The organism is Caballeronia sp. INML1, assembly GCF_023631085.1.
Classification (GTDB): Bacteria; Pseudomonadota; Gammaproteobacteria; order Burkholderiales; family Burkholderiaceae; genus Caballeronia; species Caballeronia turbans.
This window is the reverse complement of the sequence record NZ_JALQDT010000048.1, coordinates 179,511-193,233: the sequence shown is the minus strand read 5'-3', so window position 1 is coordinate 193,233 and position 13,723 is coordinate 179,511. Positions and strand designations below refer to the sequence as shown.

Annotated in this window: 10 protein-coding genes; 5 read left to right on the top strand and 5 right to left on the bottom strand. The window is 65.0% G+C overall.

From position 1 onward, the window contains the following. Nucleotides 1–648: 648 nt before the first annotated feature. The 4 genes from NCR38_RS15270 to NCR38_RS15255 all read right to left on the bottom strand — a co-directional run bounded on the left by NCR38_RS15270 (nt 649) and on the right by NCR38_RS15255 (nt 5,516). Nucleotides 649–2,346: a S10 family peptidase gene (locus NCR38_RS15270; protein ID WP_061118216.1), complete on the bottom strand. Its 1,698-nt coding sequence runs from the start codon at nt 2,344–2,346 to the stop codon at nt 649–651. Nucleotides 2,347–2,411: 65 nt separating this feature from the next. After that, nucleotides 2,412–3,986 (bottom strand): protease pro-enzyme activation domain-containing protein, encoded by a 1,575-nt coding sequence (locus tag NCR38_RS15265; protein ID WP_061118217.1) that lies wholly within the window; start codon nt 3,984–3,986, stop codon nt 2,412–2,414. Between the two features lie 187 nt (nt 3,987–4,173). Then, nucleotides 4,174–5,085: a DUF72 domain-containing protein gene (locus tag NCR38_RS15260; RefSeq protein WP_061118218.1), complete on the bottom strand. Its 912-nt coding sequence runs from the start codon at nt 5,083–5,085 to the stop codon at nt 4,174–4,176. 8 nt (nt 5,086–5,093) lie between these two features. Beyond that, a complete protein-coding gene (locus NCR38_RS15255; RefSeq protein ID WP_061118219.1) occupies nt 5,094–5,516 on the bottom strand; it encodes a GFA family protein in 423 nt (140 codons plus the stop codon). Nucleotides 5,517–5,578: 62 nt separating this feature from the next. Between NCR38_RS15255 and NCR38_RS15250 the strand changes: the two genes are divergently transcribed. Continuing rightward, entirely contained in the window at nt 5,579–6,901 is a 1,323-nt protein-coding gene (locus NCR38_RS15250; RefSeq protein ID WP_061118359.1) for a hypothetical protein, read from the top strand. A gap of 5 nt (nt 6,902–6,906) precedes the next feature. Further along, nucleotides 6,907–7,422 carry an isochorismatase family protein gene (locus tag NCR38_RS15245; protein WP_061118220.1) on the top strand — a complete coding sequence of 172 codons (516 nt, stop codon included), beginning with the start codon at nt 6,907–6,909 and terminating at the stop codon, nt 7,420–7,422. 15 nt (nt 7,423–7,437) lie between these two features. On the opposite strand, the gene NCR38_RS15240 is transcribed toward NCR38_RS15245, so the two are convergent. Next, nucleotides 7,438–9,333 carry a tetratricopeptide repeat protein gene (locus NCR38_RS15240; RefSeq protein ID WP_061118221.1) on the bottom strand — a complete coding sequence of 632 codons (1,896 nt, stop codon included), beginning with the start codon at nt 9,331–9,333 and terminating at the stop codon, nt 7,438–7,440. A gap of 425 nt (nt 9,334–9,758) precedes the next feature. Here NCR38_RS15240 and NCR38_RS15235 point away from each other — a divergent pair, with 425 nt between their 5' ends. The 3 genes from NCR38_RS15235 to NCR38_RS15225 are packed head-to-tail and all read left to right on the top strand — an operon-like array spanning nt 9,759 to nt 13,671. Further along, entirely contained in the window at nt 9,759–10,451 is a 693-nt protein-coding gene (locus tag NCR38_RS15235) for a (2Fe-2S)-binding protein (protein ID WP_061118360.1), read from the top strand. Nucleotides 10,452–10,462: 11 nt separating this feature from the next. Next, a complete protein-coding gene (locus NCR38_RS15230) occupies nt 10,463–11,452 on the top strand; it encodes a xanthine dehydrogenase family protein subunit M (RefSeq protein WP_061118222.1) in 990 nt (329 codons plus the stop codon). Then, nucleotides 11,449–13,671, top strand: coding sequence for a xanthine dehydrogenase family protein molybdopterin-binding subunit (locus tag NCR38_RS15225; RefSeq protein WP_061118223.1), 2,223 nt, complete (start codon nt 11,449–11,451; stop codon nt 13,669–13,671). The genes NCR38_RS15230 and NCR38_RS15225 overlap by 4 nt, the downstream gene beginning before the upstream one ends. Nucleotides 13,672–13,723 lie beyond the last annotated feature (52 nt).

Below are 13,723 nucleotides of genomic sequence, written 5' to 3'. Positions count from 1 at the left end.
TACCGCTTCGAGTAAGTGGAAAGATAGTTTCCGAATACTTGGAGTCAATATACAAGTAACCAAAGAAAGCAGCTCGAGACGCCCGCGGTCACACGCAGTTTGGCCACGCTTGCCATGTGATCGTGGGCTGCCTAAGTGTCGCCCTCAAAGGTCTGACCGGGCTTGGCTCGCGCACGGTCTGTCGCCTCGCACCGCTTGACTCACTGGCTCAGCGCCAAATGGCTCCGGCCCGCTTCGCGGCCGATGGGTTCATCGGGTTTGCGCGTGCTTCGTCGCTAACGCTTCCATCTCATTGCATGTGCGATAGGTTGGTTTCCCTTGTAGACCCAGCGGCAGCGCGCAGCGCTGTGCCGAAGCTATTTGGTGCTGAACCAGCACGCTCAGGGTACTAGCTTGTCAGACCGTGCGCGAGCCAAGCCGATTAGCCTTGTGAGGGCGACACTTAGGCAGCCCACGATCGCCTGGCAAGCATGGCCAAACTGCGTGTGACCGCGGGCCTAACAAGCTGCTTTCTTTGGTTACTTTCTTTGCAGCAGCAAAGAAAGTGACTGCCGCCCCGCATAGGGGCAACGCTAATAGACCAATAACAAAACGGGATCCGGCGAAAGCAAAAAAAACCCCCGCCGCCCGCGGCAAAAAACAAACCTTTCAACCCACCGGCGATAATGCCCCCAGCTTATCCGCAGTAACTTTCTGCAACGCAATGATCCGCCCCATCGCCGCATGATTGGCGGTCGCGTCGTCATACATCCTGGCAAGATCCGCCTTGAGCTGCGTCCTCGATCCGCCGTCGAGATAAACCATATGCCCCGACGGATAAAACGTCGCCGATAGATTCTGCCGCACGGTCTTGTCGATCAGCGGCATCTGCTGCAAATCGATGATCGTCTGATAGAACGGCGTCACGAAGTCATACATCCCATTCGCGGCAAGCACCTTCAAATCGACATTCAACGCCATCACCGCGGCGAGATCGCCCGCCGTATAGAGAATGATGTTGCCCTTCGAATCCACGCCCTTCTGCGCGCCCGTCGGGTCCGTGTGCTTGAAGTTCCAGTTGAGGAAAGCCTGATCGTTCAGATCGGTGAACGACGACGTCGACGTGAACTTCAAATGCTCGTTCAGATAGCTGTTCCACATCGTCGTATAGACGCCGCTTACCGCCGTCATCGTCGGGTCGTTGCCGCCGGAATTCGGGTCGATCTTGCCCGCGATGCCCGTCGAAATCGCCGTCACGCGCCCGTCGTAGGCACCGAGCGATTCGCCCTTCGCCTTTAGCAGCGTCGTCAAAAACAGCGAGTTGCCGCGGCTGTCGTACGCCGCGATATCGAGACTCCACGCGAGCAGCGTCGCCTTGTCGATGCCCGTGTATTCGGACAGCTTCTCGACCACTTCGTCGTCGGTTTGCGGGAACTTGCGCAGCGCGTTCAGATAATCCGTGCGCGAAAACTCCGCCACCTCTTCCGCAAAATTCAGAAGATTGGTCGGCGTCGGATGCACGCCGAGTTTCTTGTGATACCACGCGTCCGCCGCCGCGGTCGGCAGTGCGCCCACCGGATTGCCCGCCTGCCGGTAATCGAGAATCGACGACTGCAGCGTGACGCCGTTCAGATCGATGCCGTCCTCATGCAGCTTGTACGCGAGCACGCAACTGCGCGCCGTGCCGTACGACTCGCCAAATAGAAACTTCGGCGAATTCCAGCGGTTGTTCTTCGTCAGATAGCGCTTGATGAACTGCGCGATCGACGCCGCATCCTCGTCGACGCCCCAGAAATCGCGGTTCTTGTTCGGCGCGATCGCGGCGGAATAGCCCGTGCCGACAGGATTGATGAAGATCAGGTCGCTTCGATCGAGCAGGCTGTCCGGGTTGTCCTCCATCTGATACGGCGCGGGCGGCGTGAAGCCCGGCATCGCCGTCTTGATGCGGCGCGGCGCGAACGAGCCGAGCAGCACGAATACCGCCGACGAGCCCGGCCCGCCGTTATAGAAGAACGTGAGCGGACGCGCTTCCTCCTTCGCGCCGTCCTTCGTGAACGCGACATAGAACATCTTCGCGGTCGGCTTCGAGCTGCTCGGATCGACCGTCACGAGATGGCCGACCGTCGCGGTATAGGCGATCTTCGCGCCGCCGATCGTCACGCTGTGATGGGTGATCGCCGCATTCTCGTCGGCTTCGGTCGCGGCGATCGCGTCGTCGGGGCCGTTGCCGTATGCAACAGGGTCGAAGTACGGCTGGTCCTTCTTCGCCGTCGTGGTCTTCTTCGGCGCTTTCTTCGCGGCGGCCGCCGTGGCCGGTTCTTCCGCGCTGGAAGGTTTGTCGCTCGCTGCCAGTGGATCGGAGTTCATCGTCGTCGCTCCAGAATCGTCGTCGTGGTTGTTGTTCACTGTCTTACGCCTTGCTGCATCTCGTTTCAACTCTTTGCGGGCTCGAGCGCGGCCGCGATCTTCGCGCCGTCGGGGCTGCCCATGCCGGTGCACGCGTCCCAGCCGGCCGCCGCCGAGAAGCTGCCATTGTTGCCTTGCGTGATATCGCGGAACGCTGCCTTCGCCTTGTAGAGCTTCGGATTGACGAAGCCCGAAGGCGACGCGTTGATCGCGTTGATCCGCGCGATCAACGCAGCCCACAGCGGCGCGACCGCGCTCGTGCCGCCGACGACCGTATCCTCGCCGTCGATCAGCACCTCGTAGCCGGTTTGCGGCGACGCATCGCCCGCCACGTCCGGCACGCCGCGCTTCGCGAGCGTCGTCGCCTTGCCGTTGCGCGTGACCGACAAGCCCGCCTGCCACGCCGGCAATGCGAAAACGCCCGAGACGCCGCCGCCGCCCGCGCCGCCCTGGTCGCCGTCGTTCCACACGACTTCCTTCGCGATGCCCGAACCGGATGCCGCGAGGCTCGTGCCGCCGCAGCCGAGCACATACGGGCTCGACGCGGGGAAGTCGACGTGATCCGTGCCGTCGCCGGCGCCATCGGACGAGCCGCCGTCGCCCGAGGCGGCGCAGACCGTCACGCCGAGCGCCGCCGCGCTCTGCAGCACGTCATTGAACGCGCCGATCGACTGCGAGGACCAGTTCGACTCCGGGCCGCCCCAACTGATCGATATCACGGACGGCTTGTTGGTCGAGTCGTGCAGCGCGCGATTGACGGCATCGACGAAACCCGCGTCGCTGTTCGGCGCGAAGTACACGGCGATGCGCGCGCCCGGCGCGATGGCGCCCGCGATCTCGATATCGAGCGTCACTTCGCCATCGGGTCCGTTGGGGTTGCCCGTGGGCGCGTTCTTCGCGTTGTCGACGCCGACCGCGACGACTTTCGGCGCCTTCACGCCGAGCTTCGAGAAATACGCGGAGAGATCGGCGTCGCGATAACCGCCGCCCAGCTCGATGATCGCGATGCACTGGCCGGCGCCGTCGCCATCGGGGAAATCGTAGAGGCGCGCCAGATCGACCGGCGTGAAAGACGCGGGCGCCGCGCCGCGCGCGGGCTTGAACGGCGGACGGAAACGGAAATGCGGACGCGCCTGCGGCTTGCTGTCGAGGCCGAGGACGGCGGTGACGACATCGTGCATGTCCTCGGGCACCTTGACTGGCCCCGAGCGGCCGCGATATTCGCCGATGTTGTGATGTTGAAAGCGTTCGAGCTTGACGTCGAAAGCATTCTGAAACTGCTCGATGCTGCCCTTCAGCACCACGCTGCGCGTCTCGGTTTCGGCGCGCACGACTGTCAGGCCGTATTGCCTGGCGAAGGCCTTGACCTTCTCGACGTCCTGGTCGGATGCCGTGAAACGTTTGTCGAATTCCTCGCGCGAGACGGCTTGCGCTGGCGCCTCGCCGGCATCGATGCGCGACATCATCTGCTTGAATCCGGCTTCGTCCTTGCGTCGCAGCATCACGATCACTTCGATCTGCTGGGAAGGATCGCAGTCGCCGATGCATGTCGCGCCTTCGGGATGAATCTTGTCGCTGCCGCTGACCGGTTGCTTCATCATGGTATCGATGCTCCTCGCTGGCCATGAAGTTCAAAGGTTCTCGATCCTGCCGCTGCCGCGCTTCCGGCGCTTTCGACAGCGTGCACAGCGCACGCCGCCTATCGTCTTATTTTCCGGGCGCGAATGCAATTGCTCGGACCGTTGACGAGAGCATGCAGTTCCGGCGGGACAAAAGCTGTCCCGGTCTTCAACGGTGTGTCTCTATTGGATTACTGGCGCAAGGGCCAAGTCCGAGGCGTTCCATGAGACGGCGCGCATCGAACGGCGCGCGTACTTTCTGGTCGTTGTCGAAGTAGCAGAAGACGTCGCGTGCGGCGCGCGGGCGCGGTTTCGCCGAGGAAATCACACGCGCGTCGTCGATCTGTCCGCCCGCCGCCCAAGATGCGATGCGGCGCGCCCATTCATCGAGTGCCTCGTCTTTATAACTGCCGCCGTAAAGCGTTTCGCTGCCGTGCAGCCGCAGATACATGAAATCAGCCGTCAGGTCTTCCGCATACGGCCAGCCGGCGACGGAATCCGAGACGACGAGCGCCATGCGATGTTTGCGCAGGAGCCGCACGAACTCATCGGTGCAGAAGCTCGGATGACGAATCTCGATCGCGTGCCGCAATGCGCGCTTTTTCCCTGGCTCGAACCAAGGATTCTTCACACGCGTGTCATGGCCTTGAGCGAGACGCGCGGCGGCGACGGTGTCTGTCGGCAGCAGTTCGAGAAATCGCGCGAAGGCGTCCGGGCGGAATGCGAAGTTCGGCGGAAACTGCCAGAGAAATGGCCCGAGCTTGTCGCCGAGCGCGAGCACGCCGGAGGCGAAGAAGTTCGAGATCGCCGGGATGGCGGTTTCGTCGCGGAAACGCAGCATGTGCGTGAGGTAGCGCGGCCCCTTTACGCTGAAGACGAAGCCGGCGGGCGTCGCGTCATGCCAGGCGCGATAGCTCGCCACGCTTTGCAGCGAATAATGCGATCCGTTGATCTCGACTGTCTGTACCGCGCGCGACGCGAACTCGAGCTCGCGCGCCTGCGCGAGCTTCTTCGGATAGAAGACGCCGCGCCAGCCCGCATAGCGCCAGCCCGAAATGCCGATACGGATGCGTCCCGGCATTTCGCCTCCTAGTGCGCGCGCTCTTCGTCGTACTCCGGACGGACGCCCTGGGGCAGCCACGGCTCGCGATGCTTGCACCACAGCTCGTAGTCCGGTTCGAAGAGCCCGGTTTCGTCGAACGCGCCGAGAGGCAGGTCCACTTCATCGCGCGTCGTGTATTCCATGTAAGCGACCGAGCCGCACACCGGGCAAAAATGCCGGCGGCCGTCCTCGGAACTGCGCCACGTCGAGAGGCTGCCGCTCATCATCACGTCGCCGCGCGCATAAATCGCATAAGCTCCAAAGGCGGAGCCGTGCACCTGCCGGCACGTCATGCAATGGCACATCCCGACGCGCTTCGGCCCGCCCGCCGCGCGAAAGCGGAACGCGCCGCATGCGCACCCGCCTTCATGAACCGTAGCCGCCCGCTCATCATCCTTTTGAACGTTCATCGATATCTCCCGTAAATCCGACGGTTTGTTACGATAACCCTCCACGATCGGAGATGGCATTCATGAGCACATCGAGCACGACCGGCACCACGAGTACCTTGTCCCTGCTGAAGCTGCTTCCCGGCGCCGGAGCGGAATTCGGTCCCGCCGCGTCAGACCTCGTCGCCCACGTGCTGTCGCATGACCGTTTCGATGCGGCCGCGAACGTGAGCGCGCCGCGCGAAACCTTCCGCGGCGTCACCGTCGACGACGCCATGAACGACGAGTACGTGTTTCCGCTCGGGCGCACCGGCCAGTCGATCGTGCTGACGGGCTACCGGATCGCAGCGGGTTTCATCGCCGAACGCGCCGCTGACGAATGGCTCGAACTCGCGCACAGGGAACGTCTCGCAAAAGGCTTGCCCGCCACGCCGCAGGGCAGCGAGCCGCACCTCGCGCCCGATCCCGCCGAAGCCGATCAACTCCTCGAGCGCGCCTACGATTGCGCGCAGCGCATCCTCGATCCGGTCGCGGGCGGGCAGGTGCTCTCGCTCTTCGAGACGCACTATCGCGGCGGGCGGGAATTCCTGCGCCTCACGTGGGAAGGGTTGCCGGAAGATCTCGTGCCCGAGTCGCGCCGCCCGCTCGCGGCGCTTGCAGCCGCGGTGCAAAACGGCGAGCGGCGCGAGAAACGCGACTACGATCCCTACGGCCTCGACGGTGTCGATGATTACGATGTCGACCGGCCTCTCGCGTACCGGGAGAAGATCGGGCCGTTTCTCTTCACGATGACCTATCGCCACGAGTATCCCCAGGTCGATGACGAGCGGCTCGGCACCGCGTTCGCCGTGTTTCACGAAGCGGGCAGCGACATCGTCGCGGCGGCGGTGCGCCTGCAGCTCGTCAAGGTGCCGCCGCTCACGAGCAGCGCCGATCTCGTCTATACGCTCGACACGTACTCGGGCGAGATGCTCTCGCTCGCGCTCGCCGCCACCGAGGCGCTCGGCCCCGAGAAGCTGTGCGAGGTGTTCAATGCGCATCGCGTGATTTACATCAGCCTGTGGGAAGTGCGCAAGCCGTGGCGCGGCGAGGGACTAGGCGTCGCACTGCTGCATCAGGCGCTGGAGCGGCTTCCCCTCGATGTCGATGGCCGGCCCAACGCGCTGTGCGTCGCGCCCGAGCCGTATCAGACCGAGATGCGCCACTTCGAAAAACTCCCCGGCGTCCTGCGCGAGGAGCTGAAGACGCCGGCGAAACGGCTCGTTGCGCATCTGAACAGTTGGCTCGAACGCTCGAAGCTGCCGATCGCCACACATTTCTTCGTGCCGATGGCCAAGCACGCGGGCATCGGCTCGGCGGGCGAGAACGCGCGGCTCATCGACAAGATCATGGAGAGCGAGGCTTAAGCGGCATGCTCGTTATCGTCGACATGCAGGCGCGGCTGCTGCCGCATCTGGATGGCGCCGGGCGGGTGACGGCGCGCGTCGGCACGCTGCTGCGCGCGGCGAATCTGCTGGACGTGCCGGTGGTCGTCACGGAACAGAATCCGCACGGGCTCGGCGGGACGGTGGACGCGCTGCTCGCAGATATTGGGCTGGCAAAGGTGATCGAAAAGCACACCTTCGATGCGACGCTCGCGCCCGCCTTCGTCGATGCACTGCCGCCCGCGCCCGCGACAATGTGGGTCGCCGGCGCGGAGGCGCATGTGTGCGTGCTGCTCACGGTGCTCGGGCTGCTGCGCCTCGGCTATCGCGTGGAATACGTGGCGGATGCGGTCGCGTCCCGCCGCGCGGAAGATCGCGCCGTCGCGCTCGAACGGGCGAGGCAGGACGGCGCGCGGCTCACGACCGTCGAAACGGCGATCTTCGGCTGGCTCGGCAGTTTCAGGCATCCGCGCTTCAGGGACGCGCTCGCGCTCATCAAATGATGCGCGGATCGGTGCTTAATTGCCATCGCGCCACCGGCCCAGCGCATCCGCGACGCGCGCGATCACATCGTCCCATTGGCCGGGTTTGGTCTGCCTGAACAGACGCGCTTTCGGGTACCAGACCGATTCTTCGCCGTCGATCAGCCAGCGCCAGCACGGGTTCGAAGGCAGTAGCATCCACACCGGCTTGCCCAGCGCGCCCGCGAGATGCGCGACCGACGTATCCACGGCGATGACGAGATCGAGCGAGGCGATGATCGCGGCCGTATCGGCGAAGTCCTGGACATCGTCCATCAGGTCGAGCGGCCGAAAATGCGGCGGCAGGGTGTCGAGTTGCGCGCGCGCGACCGGCGCCTTCTGCAGATTGACGAAGCGCACGCCGGACACGCCGAGCAATGGAACGCATGCTTGCGCACTGATCCAGCGGCGGGCGTCGAACACGGACGGCCGCGGCTCGGCCATCGCCGCGAAGCCTATCTTCGGCACCTGCGCGGGCAGCCGGCTGCGCCAGTGTGCGATGCGCTCTTCGTCCGCGGCGATATAGGGGGTGACGTTGGGAACGGTGTCGTACGTGGTTCCGAGCAGCGCCGGCAGGCTCATCAGCAAACACCAGTAGTCATGGTGCGCGAGGCTGTCGATGGCGTCGCCGCCGATGCAGATGTCGACGCCATCGATCGAGCTGAGCAGCGCGGGCGCTAACGGCGATGCGAACGAGAGCGTCGTTAGCCCTTGCGACTTCAGCATCGGCAGATAGCGGCAAAACTGGAAAGTGTCGCCGAATCCCTGTTCATGGAGCACGAGTATCGACTTGCCGGCCAGCGGCTCGCCTTGCCACCGCGGAAAAGGGAAGCTCGGCGGGAACATGGGCCGCTGCCGCTCACTAGTGTCGTAGCGGGATTCCATCAACGGCCAGCCTTCCGCATACGCTCCAACGCGCAGCAGCGCTCCGCCCAGATTGAGCCGGGCTTCCCCCGAATCCGGATCGAGTTCCACGGCGCGCCGAAACGTCGCCAGCATTTCGTCCGCGCGCGCGGGGTCCTCCTTGAGCAGGTTGCCGAGCGCGATGTACGCCGGCAGGTAATCCGGCTGGACCTCGATCGCGCGACGGTATGCCGCTTCAGCCTCGTCGATACGCTCAAACCCGGCAAGGGCCGTGGTTCGATAAATCACCTGGCCCAGGTTGTAATGAGCGCCGCTCAACTCGGGCAATTGATCGGCCAGACGGCGATAGACGTCCTCCAGACCCGCGTCTCGTCCATCCGTTTCAAGTATTTCCGCCAGTCCCTGATATGCACTCGCCAGACGCGGATTCAATTCGATGGCCGCGCGATACGTGCGCTCGGCTTCCTCGCGGCGCTGCAAGGCGGCGAGTGCGCTACCCAAGCCAAAATGCGCGTCGGCCCAGTTCGGGCGGTTGTAGATCGCAAGTCCAAAACATTCCCTCGCTTCTTCGGGGCGCGCCTGCTTCATCAGTAGCTTGCCCAGGCTGTAATGCGCCGACGCGAAGTCCGGCCGCAATTCGAGCGCCCGTCGCAGCGACTGCTCCGCGTCCGCGATCCGCTCCTGCAGCGCCAGCACATTGCCGAGGTTGTAATGCGCTTCGGCGAAATCAGGCTTCAGATCGAGCGAGCGCCGGAACATCGCTTCCGCTTCAGGAAACCGTTTCAGTTGCTCGTAGAGGTTGCCGAGATTGTTGTGGACGCCCGGGTGCTGCGGATGGTCGGCGACCGCGCGCTGCCAGTACGCCTCGGCCAGATCCACGCGATTCATCGCATAAGCGCATCCGGCCGCGAGATTGAGCGCCTCGACATCGGCGTGAGGGCGATCGAGCAGCGGCGACAAAACGGCCAGTGCCTCGCCGTACTGATTCGCCGAATAGTGCTGCATCGCGCGATGATAAGGATCGAGCATGACGGACCTCAGGGATTGAAAGGTGCTTGCGCGCCGCGATATCGCATGTCGGCGATCGCGGCGACGAAAATCATGCAATTTTGAACCGCGCGCGCGCGTGCAGACGTCACAAAGCGTTGCTTACGCCGGATCGTTTAGCGAAACGATCGTCCCGTTTTCGAGCATGGGCGCGCATGAGCGCCGGAATCCGATCCGAGACGCCGCCGCATGGCATCGGACTTGCTGCACCTCACCGGTTGCGGGACGACGAACGTTCGGTTCCCTTACAGTCGACGAGCGATCGCGACCCCGCGCCTCATACGCCTCCCGTGAACTCGAACATCGGCGCTCCGCCCGATCCGTCGCAATCGGTCGCGAGCCAACAAGCCTATAAAGATTCGAGCCGGCGCGGCGTCCTTCCGAACGAGCGAGGAGAACCGATCCCCATGTCCCCAGCCGATACCCATCCCCACGACGCCAGCGACACGGCGCAGAAGCCGTCGCGCCGGCGTTTCCTTCAGTCGGCCGCGGCGGCGGCGGCCGTGAGCGCCGCGCCGCTCGCGCATGCGCAACAGCAAGCCGCGGCGACGCCAGCCGCCGCACCGCCGCCCGCCGCCCTGCCGATGATGCCCGTGAAGCTCACCATCAACGGCCATCCGTATGAATTGCAAGTGGAAGCGCGCACGACGCTGCTCGACGCGCTGCGCGAATACGCGAACCTCACGGGCACGAAAAAAGGCTGCGACCGCGGACAGTGCGGCGCGTGCACGGTGATCGTAGCGGGCCGGCGCATCAACTCGTGCCTTACGCTCGCGGTGATGCACGACGGCGAATCCGTCACGACCATCGAAGGCCTCGCGCCCGATGGCGACACGCTCGCGCCCATTCAGCAGGCGTTCATCGAGAAGGACGCCTTTCAGTGCGGCTACTGCACGCCGGGGCAACTATGCTCGGCGACGGCGCTCATCGACGAATACCGCAAAGGCGACGCGAGCGCCGTCACCGCCGACGTGCGCTTTCGCCCGGCGCAACTCTCCGACGATGAAATCCGCGAGCGCATGAGCGGCAACATCTGCCGCTGCGGCGCGTATCCGAACATCGTCGCGGCGGTGAAAGCCGTCGCGTCGGGCAACGCCTAAGGGAGACGCACATGGACGCGATCTCCTATCAGCGCGCCGCGGACATCGGTTCCGCGCTCTCGGCGGCGGGCCAGCCGGGCACCATGTTCATCGGCGGCGGCACGAATCTGCTCGATCTCATGAAAGGCGGCGTGATGCGGCCGGTGAGACTCGTCGATATCACGCACATCGACGCGCTCGACGGCATCACCGCGCTGCCCGACGGCGGCCTGCGGCTCGGCGCGCTCGTGCGCAACAGCGACGCCGCAAACCACGCCTGGGTGCGCGAGCGCTACCCGCTCTTGTCGCAGGCGCTGCTCTCGGGGGCGTCGGCGCAATTGCGCAACATGGCGACCGTCGGCGGCAATCTGATGCAGCGCACGCGCTGCTCGTACTTCTACGATCCGGGCTTTCCCCAGTGCAACAAGCGCGCGCCCGGCAGCGGGTGCGCGGCCATCGATGGCATGAATCGCATGCACGCGATTCTCGGGGCGAGCCGTCAATGCATCGCGACGAATCCGTCCGACATGAGCGTCGCGCTCGCCGCGCTCGATGCCGTCGTGCGCGTCACCGGCCCGAACGGCGAGCGGACGATTCCGTTCGCGGAATTTCATCGCCTGCCGGGCGACAGGCCCGATCTCGACACCACCTTGCAGGCGGGCGAGCTGATCACGTCCGTCGATCTGCCGCCGCCGCTCTTCGCGGATCACTCGAAATATCTGAAGGTGCGCGACCGCGCGAGCTATGCGTTCGCGCTCGTGTCCGTCGCGGCGGCGTTGCAGATGGACGGCAACACCGTGAAAAGCGCGCGCATCGCGCTCGGCGGCGTCGCGCACAAGCCGTGGCGCGCGAACGCGACCGAACAGGCGCTCGCGGGCAAATCGCTCGACAAATCGACGCTGCAAACCGCCGCCGCACTCGCCGTGCAAGGCGCGGCGCCGCAGCGCGACAACGCGTTCAAGATCGCGCTCGCGCAGCGTGCGATCGTGCGCGCGCTTCAACAGGCAGGAGGTGTCGCATGACGTTCATCGGACAACCGCTCGATCGCACCGACGGCGTGCTCAAGGTCACCGGCCAGGCGCGTTATTCGGCCGACAACAGCGACGCGAAGCTCGCGCATGCGGTGCTCGTGACGAGCACCGTCGCGAGCGGCCGCATCGCTTCGATCGACACGAGCCGCGCGCAATCGATGCCCGGCGTGCTGCTCGTGATGACGTATCAGAACGCGATGCGTCTGCCCAACGGCGGCGTTCCCGACGCGCAGCCGCCCGCCGTGCGCAAGTTGACGCTCCTGCAAACCAACCAGGTGCGTTACAGCAACGAGCCGGTGGCGGTCGTCGTCGCCGATTCGCTGGAGCACGCGCAAGGCGCCGCGCGTTACGTGGACGTGCGCTACGAGGCCGCGATGCCCAATGCCGATTTCGCACGCGCGAAGGCCTCCGCGTATCAGCCGGAAAAGATGATGGGCCGAGCGATCACGACGAAGCGCGGCGACGTCGACGCCGGCTTGCGGCAAGGCCCGACGCGCCTCGACGCCGTCTACACGACGCCTTACGAGCATCACAACCCGATGGAGCCGCACGCGACGGTCGCACGCTGGGACGGCCCGAAACTCACGCTCTACGACGCGACGCAAGGCGTGTCCGGCGCGAAAAGCGCGGTGGCGAAGTTCTTCGGTATCTCCGAGGACGACGTGCGCGTGATCTGTCCGTTCGTCGGCGGCGGCTTCGGCTGCAAGGGTTCGGTGTGGTCGCACGTCGTGCTGGCCGCGATGGCGTCCAAGCAGACGGGCCGGCCCGTCAAGCTCGTGCTCGAGCGTCCGCAGATGTTCGGCATAGTCGGCAACCGTCCGTACACGGAGCAGCGCATCCAGATCAGCGCGCGCGACGACGGCACCATGACCGGCATGCGTCACGACGTCATTTCGACCACATCGACATTCGAGGACTGGACCGAGAGCTCGGCCATCGTCACGCGCATGCTCTACGCGGTGCCGAACCAGTCGACGTCGCACAAGCTCGTGAAGCTCGACATCGGCACGCCGACCTTCATGCGCGCGCCCGGCGAGACGAGCGGCTCGTTCGCGCTCGAAACGGCGATGGACGAGATGGCGTATCAGTTGAAGATGGACCCGCTCGCGTTGCGCCTGAAGAACTACGCGAACATGGAGCCGCAGGAGAAGAAACCCTGGTCGAGCAAGGCGCTGATGGAGTGCTACACGCGCGGCGCTGAGAAGTTCGGCTGGGCGCGGCGCAGCGCGGCGCCGCGCTCGATGCGCGAAGGCAACACGCTCATCGGCTGGGGTGTGGCGACAGCGACATATCCGGCGAACCGCAGCGAGGCATCGGCGGTTGCGCGCATCCTGCCCGACGGCACCGCGATGGTCGCCTCCGGCACACAGGATCTCGGCACCGGCACTTACACGATCATGACGCAGGTCGCCGCCGACGCGCTCGGCTTTCCGCTCGATTACGTGCGCTTCGCGCTCGGCGATTCGTCGCTGCCGAAGGCGCCAGTGTCGGGCGGCTCGCAATCGGCGGCGAGCGTGTCGCCGGCGGTGCGCGCGGCGTCCATAGAGGCGCGCGATCAGCTCATCTCGATGGCGTTGGCGGATCGCGGATCGCCCGTCGCCGGTCTCGCGCGCGAGGACGTGACGGTGTCCAACGGCTGGGTCGTGAGCCTCTCGAATCCGGACAAGCGCGATCCGGCGGCGGCCGTGATCGCGCGCAACGGCGGCCGCGCGATCGAAGCCGTCGCGACGACGCGCCCAGGCGATGAGAAAAAACAGTACTCGTTCCACTCGTTCGGCGCGGTGTTCGCCGAAGTGCATGTCGATGCCGATCTCGGGATCGTTCGCGTGCCGCGCATCGTCGGGGTGTACGACGTCGGCACGCTCTTCAACGAGAAGACCGCGCACAGTCAGTTGATGGGCGGCATCGTGTGGGGCGTCGGCTCGGCGCTTCTCGAGAAAAGCGAGCTGGATGCGCGCTACGGGCGCTACACCAACGCGAATCTCGCGGAGTACCACGTGCCGGTGAACGCGGATATCGGCACGCTGGATATTTCGTTCGTCGGCCAGCCCGATCCGCATATCAATCCGCACGGCGCGCGGGGCATCGGCGAAATCGGGATAACGGGCGTGGCGGGCGCGCTCGGCAACGCGGTGTATCACGCGACGGGCGTGCGCGTGCGCGACCTGCCGATCACACTCGACAAGATATTGCCGCCGACGACGGCCTGACGTGAAACGATGCACGCGGCGGTCATCACGACCGCCGCGTGCTTTTTTTATG

Bases quoted from the DNA above. Each gene is read 5' to 3' on its own strand.
- NCR38_RS15260 (WP_061118218.1), bottom strand. From the start codon at position 5,085: ATGCCGGGACGCATCCGTATCGGCATTTCGGGCTGGCGCTATGCGGGC.
- NCR38_RS15265 (WP_061118217.1), bottom strand. From the start codon at position 3,986: ATGATGAAGCAACCGGTCAGCGGCAGCGACAAGATTCATCCCGAAGGC.
- NCR38_RS15225 (WP_061118223.1), top strand. From the start codon at position 11,449: ATGACGTTCATCGGACAACCGCTCGATCGCACCGACGGCGTGCTCAAG.
- NCR38_RS15255 (WP_061118219.1), bottom strand. From the start codon at position 5,516: ATGAACGTTCAAAAGGATGATGAGCGGGCGGCTACGGTTCATGAAGGC.
- NCR38_RS15240 (WP_061118221.1), bottom strand. From the start codon at position 9,333: ATGCTCGATCCTTATCATCGCGCGATGCAGCACTATTCGGCGAATCAG.
- NCR38_RS15245 (WP_061118220.1), top strand. From the start codon at position 6,907: ATGCTCGTTATCGTCGACATGCAGGCGCGGCTGCTGCCGCATCTGGAT.
- NCR38_RS15250 (WP_061118359.1), top strand. From the start codon at position 5,579: ATGAGCACATCGAGCACGACCGGCACCACGAGTACCTTGTCCCTGCTG.
- NCR38_RS15230 (WP_061118222.1), top strand. From the start codon at position 10,463: ATGGACGCGATCTCCTATCAGCGCGCCGCGGACATCGGTTCCGCGCTC.
- NCR38_RS15270 (WP_061118216.1), bottom strand. From the start codon at position 2,346: ATGAACTCCGATCCACTGGCAGCGAGCGACAAACCTTCCAGCGCGGAA.
- NCR38_RS15235 (WP_061118360.1), top strand. From the start codon at position 9,759: ATGTCCCCAGCCGATACCCATCCCCACGACGCCAGCGACACGGCGCAG.